The organism is Pseudonocardia wallangbongensis, assembly GCF_054486945.1.
This window is the reverse complement of record NZ_JBRERS010000005.1, coordinates 523235-544727: the sequence shown is the minus strand read 5'-3', so window position 1 is coordinate 544727 and position 21493 is coordinate 523235. Positions and strand designations below refer to the sequence as shown.

General features: G+C 72.7%; 20 protein-coding genes. 6 read left to right on the top strand and 14 right to left on the bottom strand.

Translation table 11 applies throughout. The features are described from left to right. Positions 1–79 precede the first annotated feature (79 nt). A complete protein-coding gene (locus ACU436_RS21635) occupies positions 80–1129 on the bottom strand; it encodes a UDP-N-acetylmuramate dehydrogenase (RefSeq protein WP_459027973.1) in 1050 nt (349 codons plus the stop codon). 52 nt (positions 1130–1181) lie between these two features. Here ACU436_RS21635 and ACU436_RS21630 point away from each other — a divergent pair, with 52 nt between their 5' ends. Together ACU436_RS21630 and purU are read left to right on the top strand one after the other, a co-directional pair. Continuing rightward, on the top strand, positions 1182–1697 hold the full coding sequence (locus tag ACU436_RS21630; protein WP_459027972.1) for a DUF2505 domain-containing protein: 516 nt from the start codon (positions 1182–1184) through the stop codon (positions 1695–1697). A gap of 20 nt (positions 1698–1717) precedes the next feature. Next, entirely contained in the window at positions 1718–2617 is a 900-nt protein-coding gene (purU, locus tag ACU436_RS21625; RefSeq protein ID WP_459027970.1) for a formyltetrahydrofolate deformylase, read from the top strand. An 84-nt stretch (positions 2618–2701) separates the two neighbouring features. Here the strand turns inward: purU and ACU436_RS21620 are convergent, their stop codons facing one another. The 4 genes from ACU436_RS21620 to ACU436_RS21605 form a co-directional block, all read right to left on the bottom strand. Then, a complete protein-coding gene (locus ACU436_RS21620; protein WP_459027969.1) occupies positions 2702–4090 on the bottom strand; it encodes an FAD-binding oxidoreductase in 1389 nt (462 codons plus the stop codon). 66 nt (positions 4091–4156) lie between these two features. Next, the gene (locus tag ACU436_RS21615; RefSeq protein WP_459027967.1) at positions 4157–5551 is read right to left on the bottom strand and encodes an FAD-binding oxidoreductase; all 1395 of its coding nucleotides are present in this window, start codon (positions 5549–5551) and stop codon (positions 4157–4159) included. Positions 5552–5722: 171 nt separating this feature from the next. Next, positions 5723–8038 carry an endopeptidase La gene (gene lon / locus ACU436_RS21610; protein ID WP_459027965.1) on the bottom strand — a complete coding sequence of 772 codons (2316 nt, stop codon included), beginning with the start codon at positions 8036–8038 and terminating at the stop codon, positions 5723–5725. 106 nt (positions 8039–8144) lie between these two features. Beyond that, positions 8145–9683, bottom strand: coding sequence for an FAD-dependent oxidoreductase (locus ACU436_RS21605; protein WP_459027963.1), 1539 nt, complete (start codon positions 9681–9683; stop codon positions 8145–8147). Positions 9684–9737: 54 nt separating this feature from the next. Here ACU436_RS21605 and ACU436_RS21600 point away from each other — a divergent pair, with 54 nt between their 5' ends. After that, on the top strand, positions 9738–10379 hold the full coding sequence (locus tag ACU436_RS21600; protein WP_459027962.1) for a TetR/AcrR family transcriptional regulator: 642 nt from the start codon (positions 9738–9740) through the stop codon (positions 10377–10379). Positions 10380–10392: 13 nt separating this feature from the next. Here ACU436_RS21600 and ACU436_RS21595 read toward each other — a convergent pair whose 3' ends face one another. Then, positions 10393–10974, bottom strand: a complete 582-nt coding sequence (locus ACU436_RS21595) for a TetR/AcrR family transcriptional regulator (protein WP_459027960.1) — start codon at positions 10972–10974, stop codon at positions 10393–10395. A gap of 85 nt (positions 10975–11059) precedes the next feature. On the opposite strand from ACU436_RS21595, the gene ACU436_RS21590 reads away from it, so the two are divergent. Next, positions 11060–12025: a quinone oxidoreductase family protein gene (locus tag ACU436_RS21590; RefSeq protein ID WP_459027958.1), complete on the top strand. Its 966-nt coding sequence runs from the start codon at positions 11060–11062 to the stop codon at positions 12023–12025. A gap of 9 nt (positions 12026–12034) precedes the next feature. Here ACU436_RS21590 and ACU436_RS21585 read toward each other — a convergent pair whose 3' ends face one another. The 7 genes from ACU436_RS21585 to ACU436_RS21555 all read right to left on the bottom strand — a co-directional run bounded on the left by ACU436_RS21585 (position 12035) and on the right by ACU436_RS21555 (position 16926). Beyond that, positions 12035–12586, bottom strand: a complete 552-nt coding sequence (locus tag ACU436_RS21585; RefSeq protein WP_459027956.1) for a YbaK/EbsC family protein — start codon at positions 12584–12586, stop codon at positions 12035–12037. Then, positions 12583–12930 carry a DUF2516 family protein gene (locus ACU436_RS21580; protein WP_459027954.1) on the bottom strand — a complete coding sequence of 116 codons (348 nt, stop codon included), beginning with the start codon at positions 12928–12930 and terminating at the stop codon, positions 12583–12585. The genes ACU436_RS21585 and ACU436_RS21580 overlap by 4 nt, the downstream gene beginning before the upstream one ends. Positions 12931–13043: 113 nt before the next feature. After that, a complete protein-coding gene (locus ACU436_RS21575) occupies positions 13044–13760 on the bottom strand; it encodes a hypothetical protein (protein WP_459027952.1) in 717 nt (238 codons plus the stop codon). Between the two features lie 5 nt (positions 13761–13765). After that, the gene (locus tag ACU436_RS21570; RefSeq protein WP_459028183.1) at positions 13766–14152 is read right to left on the bottom strand and encodes a helix-turn-helix domain-containing protein; all 387 of its coding nucleotides are present in this window, start codon (positions 14150–14152) and stop codon (positions 13766–13768) included. Positions 14153–14332: 180 nt separating this feature from the next. Then, positions 14333–15583 (bottom strand): DUF445 domain-containing protein, encoded by a 1251-nt coding sequence (locus ACU436_RS21565; protein WP_459027950.1) that lies wholly within the window; start codon positions 15581–15583, stop codon positions 14333–14335. Between the two features lie 270 nt (positions 15584–15853). After that, positions 15854–16381 (bottom strand): hypothetical protein, encoded by a 528-nt coding sequence (locus ACU436_RS21560; RefSeq protein ID WP_459027948.1) that lies wholly within the window; start codon positions 16379–16381, stop codon positions 15854–15856. A gap of 341 nt (positions 16382–16722) precedes the next feature. Next, positions 16723–16926, bottom strand: a complete 204-nt coding sequence (locus ACU436_RS21555; RefSeq protein WP_075951945.1) for a cold-shock protein — start codon at positions 16924–16926, stop codon at positions 16723–16725. Between the two features lie 304 nt (positions 16927–17230). Between ACU436_RS21555 and ACU436_RS21550 the strand changes: the two genes are divergently transcribed. Together ACU436_RS21550 and ACU436_RS21545 are read left to right on the top strand one after the other, a co-directional pair. After that, a complete protein-coding gene (locus ACU436_RS21550) occupies positions 17231–18160 on the top strand; it encodes an acyl-CoA desaturase (RefSeq protein WP_459027946.1) in 930 nt (309 codons plus the stop codon). A 317-nt stretch (positions 18161–18477) separates the two neighbouring features. Continuing rightward, the gene (locus tag ACU436_RS21545; RefSeq protein ID WP_459027944.1) at positions 18478–19212 is read left to right on the top strand and encodes a hypothetical protein; all 735 of its coding nucleotides are present in this window, start codon (positions 18478–18480) and stop codon (positions 19210–19212) included. A 54-nt stretch (positions 19213–19266) separates the two neighbouring features. Here the strand turns inward: ACU436_RS21545 and ACU436_RS21540 are convergent, their stop codons facing one another. Beyond that, on the bottom strand, positions 19267–20577 hold the full coding sequence (locus ACU436_RS21540; RefSeq protein WP_459027942.1) for a GGDEF domain-containing protein: 1311 nt from the start codon (positions 20575–20577) through the stop codon (positions 19267–19269). Positions 20578–21493 lie beyond the last annotated feature (916 nt).

Here is a 21493-nt window from a genome sequence, read left to right as displayed (position 1 = left end):
AGAGCTCCCCACTGCTACAGACGCGCCGAAGTGCCCAGGGTTGTCCGGCAGCGAGCCCGGAAACCAGGTTACGCGCGGCTCAGATCGTGCATCCCACGAGAACCGGTTCAGGGGACAGTGGCACTCCCCACTGTGACCGCACGCCGTCCCGCACCTCGCGGGCCAGCGCGAGCAACCCGGCAGTGGTACCCCCACCGCGGTTGGTGAGCGCGAGCACGTGCTTGCCCGAGAGCGCGACCCGGCCACCGGGGCCGGGGTGGCCGCGCCGGAAACCGGCCTGCTCGATCAGCCACGCCGCGGGCACCTTCGCCTTCCCCGGCCCGGCCGGGAACCGCGGCGCGCCCGCCGGCACCCGGCCGTCGGGCAGCACCGGGTTGGTGAAGAACGAGCCGGCGCTCCACGTGTCGTGGTCGTCCGGGTCGAGCACCATGCCCTTGCCGCGGCGCAGGTCGAGCACCGCCTCCCGGGCCACCGCCGCCGGCACCTGCGCACCCGGCTCGACGCCCAGCACCCGCGCGAGCTCGGGATACCGGACGGGCGCGCTCAGGCCGGTGCCGGGCAGCGCGAACCGCACCCGCAGCACCACGGCGTCGTCGCGGCCCTTCAGCACGCTGGTGCGGTAGGCCAGGCCCAGGTCCGCGGCGGGTACGTGCGACCGCACCGCGCCGGTCCGCCGGTCGTACAGGTCGACGCCGACGAGCAGGTCGGCGACCTCCACCCCGTACGCGCCGACGTTCTGCACGGGCGTGGCCCCGGTGCGCCCCGGGATCCCGGACAGGCACTCGAGCCCACCCCACCCGTCGGCGACGCAGGCGGCGACCACCTCGTCCCAGTCGGTCCCCGCCTCCACGGTGAGCAGCACCGAGCCGTCCGGCCGCCGCTCGACCGCGCGCCCGGCGTTCGCGACGTGCACGACGGTGCCCGGCCAGCCGTCGTCGGCGATCACGACGTTGGAACCGCCGCCGAGCAGCAGCAGCGGCTCGCCCGCGCCGTCGGCGTCCCGAACCGCCCGTACCACCGCGTCCGCCGATGTCGCCTCGACGAACCTCCTCGCCGGACCGCCCAGCCGCAGGGTGGTCAGCGGCGCGAGCCGCTGCGTCGGCGGCGGGAGCACGTCGGGTACGGGCACGGGCACCAACGGTAAGGCAGGACCCGATCCCACCACCGGGTAGCCTCCGCTCATGTCCCGGCAGATCGATCACCGGTCCACCTATCCGCGCCCCGCGGACGAGGTCTACGCCACGATGGTCGACCCCGACTACCTCCGCGCCCGCCTGCACCGGATCGGCGGCCCGAGCGCCGACCTCCTGGACCACTCGGCCGACGTCGAGGGCGCCCGCTACCGCCTGAGGCACGGCCTCGACGCCGAGGACCTGCCGTCGGTGGTGCGGAGCGTCCTGCCCGGCGAGCTCACGATCGAGCGCAGCGAGCGGTGGACCCGGGAGGACAGCGGCCGCTACCTGGGCGACGTCGACGTGACGATGGCGGGTGCGCCGGGGTCCGCGAACGGCGCCCTGCGGCTCCGGGACCTGCCCGACGGCGGCAGCGAGCTGAGCGTGCGCGCGGACGTGCAGGTCTCGGTGCCGCTGATCGGCGGCAAGATCGAGGGCATCGTCGGGGAGCAGGTGCAGAAGCTCCTCGCCGCGGAGGCGGCCTTCACCCAGGAGTGGCTGGCCGCCGGCAACGGCTCCCCTTGACGACCGGGCACCATCGTCTCGTGGACCCCGCGGCCGAGCACCGGTACGTCATCACGTTGAGCTGCCCCGACACCACGGGCATCGTCGCGCGCATCTCGACCTTCCTCGCCGATGCGGGCGGCTGGATCGTGGAGGCGGGCTACCACTCCGACCCCGGCACCGGCTGGTTCTTCACCCGCCAGGTCGTGCGTGCGGACTCGCTGCCGTTCGACGCGCGGGAGCTGCGCGAGCGGTTCGCCTCGGTGGCCGACCAGCTGGGCGGGGACACGACGTGGACGGTCACCGACACCCGCGAGCCGAAGCGCATCGTGCTGCTGGTGAGCGAGGAAGCCCACTGCATGCACGACATCCTCGGCCGCGTCGCCGCCGGGGAGCTCCCGGTCCGGCTGGCCGCGATCATCGGCAACCACGACCGGCTCGGCCCGATCGTGCGCGCCCACGGCGCACCCTTCCACCACGTGCCCTTCCCACCGCCCGGTGGCGACCCGGAGGCCCGCATCGCCGCCAAGGCGGAGGCGTTCGCCGAGGTGGGCGCGCTCGTGGCCCAGCACGACCCGCACGCCGTGGTGCTCGCCCGTTTCATGCAGATCCTGCCGCCCGAACTCTGCCGCGACTGGGCCGGCCGCGCGATCAACATCCACCACAGCTTCCTGCCGTCGTTCGTCGGCGCACGGCCGTACCACCAGGCCTACGCCCGCGGCGTCAAGCTGATCGGCGCCACCTGCCACTACGTCACGCCGGAGCTCGACGCCGGCCCGATCATCGAGCAGGACGTGATCCGGGTCGACCACGGCGACACCGCCGCCGACATGGTGCGCCGCGGCCGCGACATCGAGCGCCTCGTCCTCGCCCGCGGGCTGCGCTGGCACCTGGAGGACCGGGTGCTCGTGCACGGCAACAAGACCGTGGTCTTCCCCTGATCAGGCCCTTCTGGAGCCGCAGCACGCGCACCGAGTCGCCGCACAGCAGCCCGGCTGAATGCTGGGGCGCCCGTGGATTCCCCGTCAGGCCGGCTTGATGTTCGCGTTCGCGTGCAGGACGTTCCGCGGGTCGTACACCGTCTTGATCAGCGACAACCGCTGGTACTTCGCGCCGTACGACGTGCGGACCCGGTCATCGTCGAAATCGGTCATCATGTTCACGTACGTGCCGGAGTCGGGGGCGAACGGGCGCAGGGCGTCCCAGGTGGACCGCGCCCACTGCCGCTCGTCGGCGAACATCAGCGGGTCGGGCACGGCGGCGTCGATCACCAGCGCGTACCTCGCCGAGCGGCGCCCGCCGAACGCCGTGGCCTCGTCGGGCACGTCGCCGAAGGCGCCGCCGAGCGGGAACAACAACATCTGCGACATCGGCGACGGCTTCGCCCGCAGCTGCGCCGCGACCACATCGATCGCCTCGTCGGGAAGCTCGTCCAGGTAGAGGCCCTTCGTGTAGGCGTGCACGCCCCAGGGGGAACCCTCGTCGAGCATCTGCTGCAGCGCGACGTACGGCATCGGCGTGACGAACTCGAACAGCGGCCCCGCCTCCCGCAGGGGCGCGATCAGCGCCGCGTGCTCGTCGGCCGTGCCGAACCCGGCCACCACCAGCGCGACACCGGGCGCGAGGCGCGCCTCCTCCGGGACGAACGGCGCGCGCGGCGCGTTCACGCCCACCATGGCGCCGCCCACGTCCCGCGGGGCGTCGGCGAAGAACTTCCGGCCGAGGCGGATCGCCTCCTCGGCCCGGTCCAACTCGAAGAAGAGCAACCCGAGGTGGACCAGCGGGCCGACCGGGTGCAGCTGGAACTCGAACTCGGTGACCACACCGAAGTTGCCGCCGCCCCCACGCAGCGCCCAGAACAGGTCCGGGTAGTTCTGCGCGCTCGCCCGCACCACCCGCCCGTCGACGAGAACGACCTCGGCCGAGACCAGGTTGTCGATGGTCATCCCGGTCATCGGCGACAGCCAGCCGAAACCGCCGCCGAGCGTCAGGCCGGCCACACCGGTGTGGCTGACGGTGCCGGCCGGCACGGCGAGGCCGTGCTCCTGGCACGCCGCGTCCAACTGGGCGAGCGTCGCCCCACCGCCGCAGCGCGCCCGCCGGGCAACCGGGTCGACGACGACGGTGGTCAGCGGGCCGAGGTCGATCGTCAGGCCGCCGTCGATCACGGCGGCGCCCGAGACGTTGTGACCCCCGCCCCGCACGGCGATCTCGAACCCGCTCTCCTGCCCCCAGCGCAGGGCCGCGGCCACGTCGGACGCCGACTCGCAGCGCGCGACGACCGCGGGCGAACGGTCGACGGCGCCGTTCCAGATCAGGGCGGCCCGGTCGTAGTCCGGGTCGCCCGGAACGAGCACCTGCCCGTCGATCGCCGCACGCAGTGCATCGACCCCGCTGCTCATCGTGTTCGTCATCCGCTCCCCCTGGTGCTCTGTGCCGAACGGAGGAGCCGACCCGGGCTGCCCTGATACACGAAGCGGTCAGGCGGGCTTGATGTTGGCGTTGCGGTGGAAGAGGTTGCCCGGGTCGTATGCGCCCTTGATCTGCGCGAGGCGCCCGTACTTCGCCGGACCGTACGATGCGCGGACCCGCTCGTCGTCGCGCAGCTCGGAGATGAAGTTGACGTAGCTCCCCGCGTTGTCGGCGAGCGGGCGCAGGGCGTCCCAGGTGGAACGGGCCCACTCCCGGTCGGCGACGAACCGGTCGGGGTCGTAGCTCGCCCCCGACACGTCGACGACGAAGTGGGGAGTGCGGAGCCCGCCGTACGCCGTGGCGTCGTCGCCCACCTCCGCGACGGCGCCGTGCAGCGCGAATATCGGCATGAACGACAGGGGGTCGGACTTCGCGGGCGCCCGCTCCGTCATCACCGTGATCGCGTCGTCGGTCAGTTCGGCGAGGTAGAGCCCCTTGTCGTACATCCGGATCCCGGGCCGGAGCTCGGGGTCGAACAACTGCTGCATCGCCGGGTACGGCATCGGAGTGAGGAACTCGAATAGCGGCGGACACGCCTCGCGCACAGCAGCGATCGCCAGTGCGTGCTCGTCCGACGTGCCGTAGCCGGCTACGAGGAGGGCGTGGCCGATCTTGCCTCGGTGCTCCTGTGGGACGAACGGCGCCTCGGGGGCGGAGAGCCCACCACCGATCAGGACGCCGTAGTCGGAGGGGAGGGAGTGCGCAGCCTCGCGGCAGGCACGCAACCCGTCGACGCCCCGCTCGACCTCCCAGAACAGCAGGCCGAACTGCACCTCGGGGCCGACCGGGTGCAGCCGGAACTCGAGCTCGGTGACCACGCCGAAGTTCCCGCCGCCGCCACGCAGGGCCCAGAAGAGGTCGGGGTGCTCGGACTCGGACGCGCGTACGGTCCGGCCGTCGGCCAGCACGACCTCGGCCGACTCGAGGTTGTCGATCGACAGACCGTGGCGGTTGGCGAGCCACCCCATCCCCCCGCCGAGGGTGAGGCCACCGACCCCGGTGTCGCTGAGGACCCCTCCGGTCACGGCGAGGCCGTGCGCTTGCGTGGCCGCATCGACGTCGGCCCACGTCGCGCCCCCTCCGACCCGTGCGCGTCGCCCGTGCGGGTCGACCTGGACGGCGGTCATCCCGCCCAGGTGGATCGTCAGCCCGTCGTCGGAGGACGAGGCCCCGCTGAACGAGTGGGCCCCGCCGCGGACCGAGATCTCGAGACCGTGGTCCCGGCCGTAGGCGATGGCCGCGGCGACGTCCTCCGGCGAGGTGCAACACGCGATCACCGCCGGACGCCGGTCGAAGTCACCGTTCCACAGCGCACGCGCGGTGTCGTAGCCCGGATCGCCGGGGGTGATCAGGGCTCCCACCATCGTCGACCGCAGTGCGTCGGCTCCTGCCATCCGTGTCATGGCGCGCCTCCAGGGTGAGATGAGAGGACTCGCCCCGAGGAGGAACGGGATTACGGGCCCGAGACGCGCGAACGGGTGGTCTTCTCCCGCCACCCGTTCGCGCCGGTGCCCGGATGCACGAACGGCACCCCCGTCCGACAGAGCGGGACGGGGGTGCCGTTCGTACGTGGATCAGGCTGCGGCGGCCACCGGTGCCGGCTCCAGGGCCAGCTCCAGCACCTCCGCCACGTCGGCCACGGGGTGCACCCGCAGCTCGCCGCGCACCGACTCGGGCAGGTCGTCCAGGTCGGGCTCGTTCCGCTTCGGGATGATCACGTCCGTCAGCCCGGCCCGGTGGGCGGCCAGCAGCTTCTGCTTGACGCCACCGATCGGCAGCACCTTGCCCTGCAGCGTGACCTCACCGGTCATCCCGACGCTCGACCGCACCGGCCGCCCGCTCGCGAGCGACGCCAGCGCGGTGGTCATCGTGATGCCGGCGCTCGGCCCGTCCTTCGGCACCGCGCCCGCGGGCACGTGGACGTGCAGCTTGCGCTGCGCCAGCTCGCCGGCGAGCCCCTTCGACCGCAGGTAGGAGAGCGCGATCGAGACGGACTCCTTCATCACGTCGCCCAGCTGACCGGTGAGGGTCAGGCCGGGGTCGCCCTCCATCGCGGTGGCCTCGATGAACAGCACGTCGCCACCGGTCCCGGTGACGGCGAGACCCGTCGCGACGCCCGGAACGGACGTGCGCTCCGCCGTCTCCGGCGTGAACTTCGGCCGGCCCAGGTAGCCCACGAGCGCGTCCGCGTCGACGTGGACCGGCGCCTCGGCGTCACCGTCCAGCTTCACGGCCACCTTGCGCAGGACCTTGGCCAGGCCCCGCTCCAGCTGCCGCACGCCCGCTTCGCGGGTGTACTCGGCGGCGATCATCGAGAGCGCCACGTCGCTGAACTCGACGTCGGACGGCTCCAGGCCGGCCTTCTCGACCTGCCGCGGCAGCAGGTGGTCGCGCGCGATGGCGACCTTCTCCTGCTCGGTGTAGCCGTCGAGCTGCACCCACTCCATCCGGTCGGCCAGCGGGCCCGGGATGGCCTCACCGACGTTGGCGGTGGCCAGGAACAGCACGTCGGACAGGTCGAGGTCGACCTCGAGGTAGTGGTCGCGGAACGTGTGGTTCTGCGCCGGATCGAGCACCTCGAGCAGCGCGGCCGTCGGGTCTCCGCGGAAGTCGCTGCCGACCTTGTCGATCTCGTCGAGCAGCACGACCGGGTTCGTCGAGCCGGCCTCCCGGATCGCGCGGACGATCCGGCCCGGCAGCGCGCCGACGTACGTGCGCCGGTGGCCGCGGATCTCGGCCTCGTCCCGCACGCCCCCGAGCGCGACGCGCACGAACTTGCGACCCAACGACCGCGCGACCGACTCGCCCAGCGAGGTCTTGCCGACGCCGGGCGGGCCGACCAGCGCCAGCACGGCACCGGAACCGCGCCCACCGACCTTCTCCATGCCCTTGCGGTCCCGCCGCGCGCGCACCGCGAGGAACTCGATCAACCGCTCCTTGACGTCGTCGAGACCGGCGTGGTCGGCGTCCAGCACGGTACGGGCACCGACCAGGTCGTCGGTGTCCTCGGTGCGCGTGTTCCACGGCATGTCGAGGATCGTGTCGAGCCACGTGCGGATCCAGCCCGACTCCGGGCTCTGGTCCGACGCGCGCTCCAGCTTGCCCACCTCGGTGAGCGCGGCCTTGCGGACGTGCTCGGGAAGGTCGGCGTTCTCGACGCGCGTGCGGTAGTCGGCGGAGTCGTCCTGCGAGTCGGGGTCGAGCTCGCCCAGCTCCTTGCGGATCGCGGCCAGCTGCTGGCGCAGCAGGAACTCGCGCTGGGTCTTCTCCATGCCCTCGCGGACGTCCTGCGCGATCTTCTCGGAGACCTCCTGCTCCGCGACGTGCGCCTTCGTCCACTCCAGCAGCAGCTCCAGCCGCGTGACCACGTCGGCCTCGGCGAGCAGCTGCGACTTCTGCTCCAGGTCCAGGTACGAGGCCCAGCCCGCGGTGTCGGCGAGCTGGCCGGGGTCGGTGATCTGCTGCACCGAGTCGACGACCTGCCACGCGCCCCGCTCCTGCAGGATCCCGATGACGAGGGCCTTGTACTCCTTGGCGAGCTCCGTCATCCGGCCCGTGACGGGCTGCTCGGGCACCGGGGTCGCCTCCACCCACAGCGCGGCACCGGGTCCGGTGACGCCGGAACCGATCTGGGCGCGGCCCTCACCGCGCACCACGGCCGCCCGCTCCCCGCTGGGCAGGCGTCCCACCTGCTCGAGGACGGCGACGGTGCCCACGGCGGCGTACTTGCCGTCGGGGCGGGGAACGACCAGGACCTTGCGGTCGACGCTGTTGGCTGCATCGACCGCTGCCTGGATCTCCGGCTCGTCGAGCCGGACGGGAACCACCATGCCGGGCAGCAGCACCGAGTCGGCGAGCGGAAGCACCGGCAGCTTCAGCGTCTCTGTCATGCCCTGCCCAACGCTTACACCGTTGTCGCCATTCCAGCGTTCAAGTAATTCCGCTGTCTGCGAACGCAGGAACCCTGAGCGGGCGTGGCTCAACCTCTCCCGTGCCTCACCCCAGCAACGCCGGCACCGCTCGGCCGCTTCCCGCGAACCACCCGGCCGGCACGTCGTCCGGCAACTCGTCCGGCTCGCGCCCGACCCAGCCGACGTATCCGTCCGGCCGCACCAGCACCCGGGCCGCTCCCACTTCCGTCCCCACCGGCGACCCGACGACCCGCGCCGCGACGCGGTCGACACCATCGGCGACCTCCTGCGCCGGGGCGGGTGGCGCATCGAGGTCGAGGAGCAGCCCGCGCCCACCGCCCAGCAGCGCGCTCACGGTGGTGACGCCGCCCTGCGTCTCGAGCGAGAGGTCGACCATGCGGGAACCGACGAGCGGGTCGGGATCGTCGAGGTCGTAGCGGATCGCGAGGCCCGACATCAGCCCGGCCAGGTACCTGTTGCCGTCCGGGAGGCGGGCCATGTCCAGGACGATCTCCCGCAACCCCCGCACGTCGTCCGCCTCCGGCGACGGGAACGCGATCACCCGTTGCGCACGGACCGTGGCGAGGACACGCGCGGCCACCGGGTGCCGCTCGTGGTGGTAGGTGTCCAGCAGGGACTCCGGGGAGCGTCCGGCCACGACCCCGGCGAGCTTCCAGCCCAGGTTCATCGCGTCCTGCAGCCCGAGGTTGAGGCCCTGCCCGCCGATCGGCAGGTGGATGTGCGCAGCGTCCCCGGTGAACAGGACGCGGCCGTGCCGGTACCGCGCCAGCTGCCGGTGCGCGTCGGAGAAACGAGTGCCCCACCGCAGGCGCGCGAGCACCGTGTCCGGGCCGTGGACGGCGGCCAGTGCGGCCGCGACCTCGCCCGCGGTCACGGGAGCCGTCCGCGGCAGCGCGGCCTGCGGCGGGCCGCCGAAGACGGCGCGGAAGCCGGCGACGCGTCCACCGTCCCCGTCCAGCGGATGGAGCATCATCCAGTAGCCGCCGCCGGGGCGCATCAGCGTGCTGATGTGACCGACGGTCCGCGGCACGGTCTCGCCCGCCGAGGCGAGCTCGATGTCGGCGCTGACCGCGGCCATCGTGCCGGCCTTCCCCGGGAAGTCCGCGCCGACGATCTTCCGGACAGTGCTGTGCCCGCCGTCGCAGGCCACGAGGTAGCGACCGCGAAGGCGCCCGTCGGGGACCGTTGCCTCGACCCCGTCGGCGTCCTGGACGAGGTCGACGAGCTCGGTGCTGCGCCGCACCCGAACCCCGAGCTCGCGCAGGCGCGCTTCGAGGATCTGCTCGAGCCGGTCCTGGGGGATCATGATCCCTTCCGGGTAGCGGGTGCGCCACGGCCGGGCGTCGAGCGGGACCGGCAGGAACGCGAAGTGCCCGCCCGTCGACTCCCGCGGAACGGCCCGCGACATCACCTCGTCGACCAGGCCGCGCATGGCGAGGACCTCCGCGCTGCGCTGGTTCACACCGCCGCCGCGGGACTGGCCGCTCGGCACCGCGTCCCGTTCCACGACCGCGACGTCCACGCCCGCCAGCGCCAGCTCGCACGCGAGGAACAGCCCGGTCGGCCCGGCACCCACCACGATCACGTCATGTTCGATTTCCACACTGAGAGCATAAGTACACTGAGTGCAGATTTCAACTCAGTGTAAGATCGCGACGTGGACGAAGGACTCGGCCTGAGGGAGCGCAAGAAGGCCCGCACGCGCCGGGCGATCTCGGAGGCGGCGATCGCACTGTTCCTCGAGCGCGGGTACGACGCCGTCCCCGTGGCCGAGATCGCCGAGGCGGCCGAGGTCTCGAAGCGCACGCTGTTCGCCTACTTCCCCACCAAGGACGACCTCGTCCTGCACCGGTTCGCCGACCACGAGGACGAGGCCGCCCGGGTCGTCCGCGAGCGGCCGGCGGGCACCACCCCGCTCGACGCGCTCCACCGCCACCAGCAGGCGGCGCTCGCGCGGCGCGACCCGATCACCGGGCTGTGCGACGACCCGGCGGTCGTCGCGTTCCACCGCCTCGTCCTCGAGACCCCGACGCTGCGCTCGGCCCTGCTGCACTACCACGCCCGCGGCGTCGACGCGCTCGCATCCGCCCTGCTCGACACGACACGCGAGGTGCCCCATCCGGAGCTCACCGCGCGCCTGGCGGCCAGCCAGGTGCTGACCGTCCTGCAGGTGCTGGCCAACGCAAACCAGCGCCGGATCGACGAGGGCCGCAGCGCCGACGCCCTGGCGCCCGCGGCACTGGCCGAGGCCGACCACGCGTTCGCGCTCCTGCGCGGCGGCCTCACGCCGTACGCCTGACGCGCGGCACGACCTACCGTCGGATCAGGCCCTCCGCCAGTTCGTGGACGATGGCGGCCACCCGCGCTCCCTCCCCGCGCTCGAACATCCGCAGGACGGGGTCGCTCTGCAACGCGCCGAGCAGCACGTCGGCCGCGGCCGCGGCGTCGACGTCCGGCCGCTCGGCGGCGATCAGCGCTTGGAGGTGGGCCCACCACACATGGTGGACCGGATGGGCGTCGGCGTTCTCGCCCGCCGGGCGGGGCGCGGTGGTGACCGCGTGCCCCAGCGCCGCCAGCAGGCCCTTGTTGCGGGCGACGAGATCGACCACCGCGTCGAGGAACGCGAGCAGCCGCTCTCCTGCCGGCGCGCCGGGGCCGAGCGGAGGCGGCCCGTTCTCGACCTCGCCCGACAGCGCGAGCGCCCGCTCCAGCATCAGGGCCGTCATCAGGCCGAGCCGGCTACCGAAGCGGTGGAACACCGTTCCCTTCCCGACGCCGGCGGCCGCGGCCACCTGCTCCATCGAGATCTGCTCCGGCCGGACCCTGGTCAGCAGCTCCTCGGTGGCCGCCAGGATCGCGCGCCGGTTGCGCGCGGCATCGGCACGCTCGGCCACCGCCCACCCCTTCCTCGACAACTGGACCGGCGGTCCATTACGGTCGAACTTGACCGTTGGTCCAGATTATCGCGAGGAGGAACCTGTGCGTCGAGTGCGCTACTACGAGTACGGCGACCCGGACGTGCTCACGCTGGAGGAGGCCCCGGTTCCCGAGCCCGGCCCCGGACAGGTCCGCCTACGCACCGAGGTGATCGGCGCGAACTTCGTCGACACCAGGTTCCGCCGGGGCGGCGGCGGCATCTACCACCGCGCGCTGCCGGGCATCCTGACCGGCGACGTGGCCGGCACGGTCGTGGCCACGGGCGATGGGGTGGACGCCGGCCTCACCGGGAAGCGGGTCGCGAGCCTCGTCGAGGACGCATTCGCCGATCAGGTCCTGGCCGACGCGGCATGGCTCGCCCCCGTGCCCGACGGCGTCCAGGACGGAATGGCGAGCATGCTGCCGATGGGCGGGCCGGTCGCACGTGGAGCGCTGCGCATCGGCCACCTCTCCGCCGGCGAGACGGTGCTGGTCCACGCGGCAGCGGGCGGCATCGGACATCTCGCCGTCCAGCTGGCCAAGCTGCACGGCGCGGGCACCGTCATCGCCACCGCGGGCTCCGCCGCCAAGCTCGACTTCGCGCGCGGCCTCGGTGCCGACGTCGCCGTGGACTACACGGACCCGGACTGGCCGGAGCGCGTGCGCGCGGCCGCGCCCGGCGGGGTGGACCTCGTCCTGGACTCCGTGGCCGGGCCCATGCTCGAACGCAGCGTCGGCCTGCTCGCCCCGCTCGGCCGGCTGGTGATCTACGGCGCGGCGGGCGGGGACCCGGGGCCCGTCCCCGGGAGCCTCTATGCGCTGCGCTCCATCACCGGCTTCTCCTTCCTGGCATGGCGCGCCGCGCGGCCCGAGGAGGCGCGAGCGGACGTCACCGATGTCGCCGAGCACGCCGCGGCCGGGCGCCTGCGCACGGTGGTGCACACCCGTCTCCCGCTCATCGAGGCGGCCGAGGCCCACCGGATCCTCGAGGGCCGGGAGCAACTGGGCCGGGTGCTCCTCGTGCCCTGACGTGATGCCCTACCGGCCGAGGCCCTCCACGACCTCGGCGCCGGGCAGCCGGGCCGCCAGCTCGCCGGGCAGGGCGAGCTTCGAGCCCCGGATCCCGCTGCCGATCACGACGGCGGGTGCGGCCGCGACCGCGGCGTCGACGAGGAGCGGCCAGCTCTCGGGCAGGCCGATCGCCGTGATGCCGCCGTACTCCATGCCGGTGATCTCGACGGCGTCGTCCATCGGTGCGAACGAGGCCTTGCGGGCGTCCAGCCGCTTGCGGACCAGACCGTTGACGTCGGCGCGCGTGGTGGCGAGCACCAGGCAGGCCGCGTAGCGGGTGTCCCCACCGCGGCGGCCGGCCACGACCACGCAGTTGGCGGAGCCGTCGAGCGGGGAGGAGTAGGCGGCGCAGAACTGCGCGGTGTCGGCGAGATCCGGGTCGATCTCCGCGACACCGACGAGCGCGGCGTCCGCGGGGTCGAGGGCCTTGAGCGCATGGGCGACGGGGTCGCCGAGGAGGTCGGGCCGATCGAGTGCGGGAACTGCCTGCAGCGTGCCGAGAACGGACCAGTCGGTCACCAGCGCTGCCCACCACCCTGCACGCCGACCACGGCCGGCTTGACGTCGACGATGTAGACCAGCACGGCGACGAGCGCGGCCAGCCAGAACAGGGCACCGCTCCCGAGCGGGCCGCCCTGGAAGAAGATGAGCACCAGTGCGCTGGCCCCGGTGATGCCGAGCCATGCGGGCTTGGTGAGCTTGTCGGCGGCCGTGAACGCGTCGGCACGCTGCATCAGCGCGTGGACGAACGCGTATCCGCCGACGGGGATGCCGAGCAGCCAGATGGCCCACAGCACCCAGTTGTCGAGGTTGTACAGCAAGCTCACACGCCCAGAGTACGTGTGATCACGGTCAAGGCACATCCCCGGGCCGGTTCAACGGTCGCTGCGGACCGGTCACCGACAAGCCCCGATGACGCACCGACGCCCCCGAGGCACGGGAGTCCTCGGGGGCGTCGGATGGCGGCAGCAACAGGTCAGCTGCTGGACTTGGACCCGTTCGCCGAGTTGTTCCGGCGGGCAGCCGGCTTGGTCGGGGTCGTCCGGTTGGCGGCCCGGCGGGTGGTGCTGCGCGTCTCACGCGCCGCCTCGGTGCCCGCCTCCGAGATGGTCCCGGCGGCCTCGGCGCCGGCCTGCGTCACGACCTTCGAGGCGTCCTCGCTCACCTCGGTGACCGTCTCCGCGGCGCGGCCGCTGAAGCGCTGCGTGGCCTTGGCGAACCGCTCGCCGGTGGACCGGGTCTGCGTGCTGACGGCGGCGAGCGCCTTCTCGGTGGCGTCCCGCGCGTCGTCGACGATGTCGTCGACCCGGGAGTCGAGCTTGCCGGTGTAGGTCTCGAGGCGCGCGAGCGCCTCCTGCACCTGCGGCTGCTTGCGGATGCGGCCCCAGGTGCGCTCGCCGTGCTCGGCGAAGCCGGCGTAGGTGTGGCCGGCCTGCACGCGCAGCTCGGCGACGGTCTTGCGCACCTCCTCGCCGTTCAGGTGCTGCGGCAGATCGGCGACCCGGTGCTGCACACCCTCGGCCTGGACCCGTGCGGCGGCAACGGCCTTGGACACCGCGCTGACGGCGAACTCCCCCGCACCCAGCACGGCGAGCAGCGGCGTGCGTGCGAGCTCGGCGCGCTGCGCGGCGGTCTTGGCCGCGTTGTGGCGGGCCTTGCGGACGTCGGCGGTGGTCGGAAGCTCCACGGCCATGATGATCACTCCTCTGGTGGCGACGAGTCGTGCTCCCGCCTGAATGACTGGTAGATGTCGAGGAGCACCTGCTTCTGGCGCTCCGTCAGGCCCGGATCGGCGAGCACGGCGTCGCTGACGGCGCTCGCGGACTTCTCTTCGAGGATCCCGGCCTTCACGTAAAGGGCCTCCGCGGAGATCCGCAGACCTTTCGCGATCTGCTGGAGGATCTCGGCGGACGGTTTGCGCAGCCCTCGCTCGATCTGGCTGAGGTACGGGTTGCTGACTCCGGCGGTGCGGGCGAGCTGCCGCAGCGACACGTGCGCACCTTCCCGCTGGGTGCGGATGTAGGTGCCGATGTCGTCGACGGCCTGGCCGACGGCGTGCCCTGCTTGCTCGACCACGTGGCCCACCTGCTCGACCGCGTGCCCGACGCGCTCCCCGGTGCCTGCGTCGGCTGACCGGGAGGGCCGCTCCGTCGCTGCCACTCGCCCTCACCTCCGTGCGTCCCGGTCGACCGTACGCACGACTGCTAGCTATTGCAAGCACCCTGCTTGCGCAGGTGGATGACGCTCCCCACACCCGTTCGGCGGTCAGCCGCCGAACGCGAGCTGACCGACCGTGTAGATGACGAGCCCGGCCAGCGAGCCGACCACCGTGCCGTTGATCCGGATGAACTGCAGGTCGCGCCCGACCTGCAGTTCGACCTTGCGGGAGGTCTCCTCCGCGTCCCAGCGCTCGACGGTGTCGGTGATCAGGGTGGTGATCTCGCCGCGGTAGTGCCGCACGACGTACGCCGCCGCGTCGGCGAGCCAGCCGTCGACCTTCGCGCGCATCTCGGCGTCGGTGGAGAGCCGGGTGCCCAGCGCCACGAGCCCGTCGCGCACGCGGGTGCGCAGGGCGCTGGACGGGTCGGCCGCCGCGTCCAGGATGAGGCCCTTCACCGTGCCCCACGCCTGGCCGATGAACCGCTGCACGTCCGGGTGGCCGACGATCTGGTGCTTGATCCGCTCGGCACGCTCGATGGTCTCCGCGTCGCTCTGCAGGTCGCCCGCGAACTCGACGAGGAAGGTGTCGACGGCCTTGCGCAGCGGGTGCTCGGGGTCGGTCTTCACCGCCCACGCGAAGTTCTGGACCTCGAGGAAGACCCGATCGGCGATCAGGTCGTCGACGAACCGGGGCGACCACGCGGGCGCCCGGTCGTGCACGATCCGGAGCACCGTGTCGTGGTTGGCACTGACCCAGTCGTACGCGCGATCGCAGACCAGGTCGACGAGGCGGTGGTGAGCGCCGTCGGCGAGCACACCCTGCAGCACCTTGCCCAGCGGTGGGCCGACCGGGCGCTCCATCAGCTTGCGGACCAGGACCTGCTCGATGACCTCCTGCACGGCGTCGTCGCGCAGGACCGTGACGACGCCGCGGGCCGCGGTGGCGAGCTCGGCGGTGATGCGGTCGGCGTTGGCCTCCTGGCCGATCCACGCGCCGACCCGGGAGGAGACCTCGACGCGGGCCAGCTTGTCGCGCACGACGTCCTCGGCGAGGAAGTTCTCACCGACGAAGTCGCCGAGGTTCTCGCCGAGCGCGTCCTTCTTCGTCGGGATGATCGCCGTGTGCGGGATGGGCAGCCCCAGCGGACGCCGGAACAGGGCGGTGACCGCGAACCAGTCGGCGAGCGCACCGACCATGCCGGCCTCGGCCATCGCGCGGACGTACCCCACCCACGCCGGACCGTCGCTCACCTCCCACCAGCGCATCGCCAGGAAGATCACCGTTGCGACGAGGAGCAGGCCGGTGGCCAGCGACTTCATCTTCCGCAGATCCCGTTCCCGGGCAGCGGTGTCCATCCGGCCGAATCCGAGCCCGACCTCCACGACCGGTCGGCGGCGCGGCGCGTCCGTGCGAGGGGACTGCGAGGTTTGCACGAACCCATAGTGCCCGGGGATGGCTCTGGCCGGGGTCGGCGGTGCTCCACCGACCCCGGCCACGTTCGTGGTGCGGCCGCGCTACGAGGGAGGAACGCTCCCCCGGGCGCCGCACCACCGGCGGTCCCGGTACCCCTGGCGCGGCGCGACGAGCCGCATCAACGGGGGCGAACCGGTCGCCGGCCGGCGGTCCTACGTCAGCGAGGACCGCATTCCGACCGCCAGGGCACCGGCGGGCCGCTGGGCGCCCGGGTGCGCGTTCCGGTCGGCACGCCACCGCAGCACGTCGGCGGCGGCGTCGAGGATCGTGTCGGCTACCGGGACGCGGTAGCCGGTGAGCGCGGGAGCGACCCGCCAGTGCACCCAGCCGTCCGGAACCTCGGACGGCGGGGCGAGCACGGCCGTGCCCGCGGTGTGCAGGACGACACCGTCGACGTCGCGGAGCTCCGTGGGAAGCACCGCACCGGGGGTGACGGGGAACCACCAGGAGCCCGTGGGGGTGGCGGCGACCGGGACCACCGACCCGGTGTCCCTCAGGTGCGCGCAGACCTGGCGGCCGACCGCGGCCGGCACCTCGACGATGTCCAGCGCGGTGCCGGTGACGAGCAGCAGCGCGGTGGGCGATGCCGCCACCACCGGCCAACCGTGGTCATCGAACTCGTGCGCTGCCGCGCGGAGCTCCGCGCCGTACACCCCGCGGTAGCTGTCCCAGCCCGACATCTTGATGACCTCCGTGCCACTCGTCTCGCTACTGCCTCGTGCCGCATTCTGTGAGGCACAACACCGAGCATGACGCGCCGGGAACGGGTAGTGGGGCGTCCAGCGACGATCGCACCGAGCGCCGAGACGAGCGGGGAGCCGCCGGTGAGGATGCACTCACTCGCCACCGGTGAACGGCAGGCGACCGGTTGGCGGCCGAGGATCGACGGCCGGTGCCGACACCGTCACAGGGACGAGAACCGGTCGTCGCTGCGGCGCCCCGCCCAGCGGCACCCCCGGAAGAACGAAGGTGCCGGCGCCCCCTGGGGGACGCCGGCACCTTGTCGTGCAGGTCGGGTCGCTCAGATCGGGCGGACCGTGTCGGCCTGCGGCCCCTTCGCGCCCTGGCTCGACTGGAACTCGACCCTCTGGTTCTCCTCGAGGGTGCGGAACCCGTCGGACTGGATGGCCGAGTAGTGGACGAAGACGTCCGGACCGTTGTCGTCGGTGGCGATGAAGCCGAAGCCCTTCTCGGCGTTGAACCACTTGACGGTGCCCTGGGGCATACCTGTTCTCCATACATGTAGCGGACCCTGCCGACTGTGTGCCGACCGGGGGATGCACGGGACCGCCGCCGGACGAAGAGGATGCCCTCGAACGCCTGCGAAGCCCACCGTCACTCTCCACGGACGCTTCACAACGATCGAGGAAGACACGACTGCAACCGGGGCAGAACCTATCACGGGTTCCTGCTCCGAACGCGGGAATCGAGGTCGGAGCGGTCGATCGACCCCTCCGCGGGCGGCCGTCGTTGCCGTACCGTGATCTGAGCGCCTGCGGGCCCGGACCCGCCCCGACCAGAGGAGTCCCATGACCGCTGCCGCGCAGCACCGGCCCGCCGTCGCCCCCCTCCTCGAGGGGCGCAAGACCGCCACGGAGCAGGCCCTCGTGGTCGCGTTCATGGTCGTGCCGCTGCTCGCGCTTGCGGCAGCGGTCCCGCTCGCCTGGGGATGGGGCTTGACCTGGCTCGACGTCGGGCTCGCCGTGACCTTCTACTACCTCACCGGCCTCGGCGTCACCGTCGGTTTCCACCGGCACTTCACGCACGGCTCGTTCAAGGCGAAGCGGCCGCTGCACGTCGCGCTCGCGGTGATCGGCAGCACCGCCTTCCAGGGCGGCGTGATCAGCTGGGTCGCCGACCACCGGCGCCACCACGCCTTCTCCGACAAGGAGGGCGACCCGCACTCGCCATGGCTGTTCGGCACCGGGCCGGCGGCGATGATCCGCGGGTTCTGGCACTCCCACATGGGCTGGATCATCGGTCGCGACCGCACCAACGCCCGCCGGTTCTGCCCCGACCTGCTCGCCGACCGCGACATCGTCGCCGTCGACCGGCTCTTCCTCCCGCTGACGCTCGCCAGCCTCCTCGTCCCGGCGCTGATCGGCGGTCTCGTCTCCCTCTCCTGGTGGGGCGCGCTCACGGCGCTGTTCTGGGCCGGACTGGTGCGGGTGGCCGTGCTGCACCACGTGACGTGGTCGATCAACTCGATCTGCCACATGTTCGGGGACCGGCCCTTCGCCGCCCGCGACCGCTCGGCGAACGTCTGGTGGCTCGCGGTGCTGTCGTTCGGGGAGTCGTGGCACAACCTCCACCACGCCGACCCCACGTGCGCCCGGCACGGCGTCCGACGTGGCCAGGTGGACGTCTCGGCCCGGATCATCTGGATCTTCGAGCGGCTCGGCTGGGCCCATTCCGTGCGGTGGCCGACGACGCGTCGACTGGAGCGACTCTCCCGCTGACTTTGCGTCACGAAGCGGGCGGATTGCTACACGCCGTGTGACACCCGAACGACCGGATACGGCTTTGCGGCGTATCCCATGCGGACGAGTGGTTGATTAGCTCGGCTTGTCGATCTTCGTATGCGCATTGCGTGCCGGAGCCACACCGGACGGGGCTCCGAACCCCGGTCGGGGACACCCGTTCCGGTATCCGCGATCACCCGGCGTTGGATACCGGGAGTGGGGCGGCGGCCTCGTCGAAGGTCTTCCTCTGGTGTCACACCAGCCCCAGACGCATCATTCCGGACGTTCTGTCCGTCCGACCTGGGGAGGCTCCGATGCGGAGTCGGAACGCAAGAACCCTGTCGATCGCCACGCTGACCGCCGGGGTGCTCGCCGCCGGCCTCGGGACCTCCACGGCCCAGGCCGCGGAGCCGCTGCCGCCCGATGGCGTCGCCGTGGGTACCGCGGCGGCCCAACCCGTACCTGTTCCGGGAACGCAACAGGCTCCGATCGACAACCTCCTGAACGCGGTCGGCGACCTGCTGGGTGGGATCGTGACCACGCAGGCGCCCGCCGGGACCACACCGGCCGGGTCCGTGCCGCCGGCCGCACCGGCCGTGCCCGCCGCGACGCTGACCGGATCCGACCTGGGCGCCCCCGCGCAGCTCCCGCTGCCGCCGCTCCCGGCGCCACTGCCCGGCGCACCCGCACTCCCGCAGGCGCCGAGCCTGCCGCCGCTCCCCGGGGTGCCCGACCCCGCGCTGCCCGGCGCACCGGCCCTGCCCGGCGCACCCGCGCTGCCCGGCGCACCGGCGCTGCCCGTCCCGCTGCCCACGCCGGCGCTGCCCAGCCCGCCGCTGCCCCTGCCGAGCGCACCCGCGCTGCCGGTGCCGCTGCCGCTCGGCACCCCCGCGGAGCCCGGAGCGGCCATCCCGCAGGGCGAGCCGTCGACCGCGGAACCGACGGAGGACGCCACCGACGAGCCCGAGGAGACCTCGGAACCGGCCGACCCGGGCGACAGCGGAGACAGCGGAGACAGCGGAGACGCATCGTCGTCCGGCGACGAGTGAGCACCTTGGAGGCCGTGGGTGGACCCGGATCCGCCCACGGCGTCCGGTGGTGGCTCAGGAGTGGGGGCGCGGGGTGGGACGGACGACGCCGCTCGGCACGGCGTGCAGGCCCATGCGGACGGTGTTCCGACCGGCCCGCTTCGCCGCGTACATCGCCGTGTCGGCGACCTCGAGCAGCTGGCCGAGGTCGGCGGCGTCGGCGGGGAACGACGCACCGCCGATCGAGACCGTGAGGGTGTCGACCACGACGGTTCCGTGCGTGTCGGGGACCTCCACCTGGATGTCGGCCACCCGCCTGCGGATCCGTTCGGCGACGGCCACGGCCGCGACGCGCCCGTCGTCGGCGTCGGTGCTCGGGAGGAGCACGACGAACTCCTCGCCGCCGAACCGCCCGACCAGGTCGTCGTCCCTGACCTCGTCGCGCACCGCGGCGGCGACCGCGGCGAGCACGTGGTCGCCGACGAGGTGGCCGTACTGGTCGTTGACCAGCTTGAAGTGATCGAGGTCCAGGACGAGCAGGCCGACGCGCCCGTCGGCGCGCTCGGCACGGCGCAACGCGCGAACGGCCCGCACGTGCCACGCCGCGGCGTTGAGCAGGCCGGTTTTGCCGTCGACGCTCGCGGCCTCCTCGAGCTGCCGCACGAGGACGGTGCGGTGCAGGACGATCAGCGGGGGCAGCACGAGCACGGCGTAGGCGGGCCCGAGCGCGCTCATCGCACCCGCGGCGAGCGCTCCCATGGACAGCGTGGCGAACTCCAGCACGGCCTCGTCCCCGCGGGTGAGGACGTGCAGGAACGTGCCGAGGTCACGGTTCGGACCGCTCAGGACGATGACGGCGACGACCAGCACCATGTTCACGGCCGCGTAGGCGAGCAGCGCGAGCACGACCGCGGCGAGCCCGGGCAGGCTCTGGAACAGCGCCTCGTGTTCCACCAGCCCGATGACGACCGAGGCGGCCTGTACCGCGAGCACGACGGTGGCGGTGCTGTAGATGGCGCGATGCGGAGGTATCCCGCCCCGCCAGACGCGTGCGTAGAGGTGCCCGTAGATCCCGATCACCACGATGCTCGCGGCGGCGCTGGGCAGCAGTGCGGCGGCCGCGAAGGTCCAGACGGAGCTGAGGTCGATGTGGGGGGTCTCGTCCGATCGGTGCCGCATGCGCTCGACGCCGAGCGACGCCTCGGTGCTGAGTATCCCGGCCGCCGTGAGCACGACCGTGACGAGCACCCAGTTGTGGGGGAGCAGACCGATGTCGCGCGGGACCGAGAACGCCAGCGTGCCGGCGGCCGCGAGCTCGACGGCGAGGATCACGGCGAGGACCGGGACCGGGAGGGTCCAGACAGCCCACCGTCGCGGCACTCGCATCCCCCTGAAACCTTTCAGCCAGGCCGTCATCGCAGTAGTTCGTCCCCCATCCGGGCGGATGGTAGCCGGACGGCGACCCTACGTCATCGGTCAGTTGATGTGCACCACCCCGTGGAGCGGCGAACGGCTACCCCTAACGGGGCAGGCGGGGTGCTCCCGCGGCGGGGACCAGGGCGGTAACACACCCAGCACCGAGGCGAGACTAACCGAGCCCGCCGAGCCCACCGGCGGCCGTGTGACGCCGGTCATAAGCGCGGGCGCGCCGAGCGCTCAGATGTGCGCCCCGTAACACGGGCGAGCAGCGCGCGGCTGATCCGCAGGGGCGGCCCGAACAAGGGCGAACGGCCGCTGTCGCGGTCCGGCGCCCCCGACGCGCCCCGTGTGCGCAGGCGCGAACGATCGACGAGGTGCATGCACGGATTGGGGTGCGCGGCCGGGCACCACCGCGCCGCGTGGAGGCCGCGGCCCAACCATGAGGACAGCGGATCGCCTCGCCGCATCGCCGTCGTGACCGGCCCGAGCCGCACCTAGCCGATACGGCATCAGCGGCAGGGAAGCCGTAGACGGCGGCACACATCGTCTCGGGTCCGCACACATGACCCGGCATGTGTGCGGTGCCACCGCGGTGTGTGCGGTGCCCACCGCGGTGTGTGCGGTGGCGGTAATGCGCGGCCGAGGGTCCGCGTAGCGTCGACTCCGCCGAACGATCACCGACCGCACGAGCACAGACCTGACAAGCACTCACATCCCCACGCAGACCACCAGCAGGAGAAGGACGAGGCCCCATCTCAACGGACAGCCAACGACCGAACGCGCCCAACGGAGGGGGGTCCGGGGGGCGAAGCCCCTCCGGCGCGGGGTCTGGGGGCTCGGCCCCCAGAAGACACCCACATCGGCAGAAGGCGAAGCCGCAGCG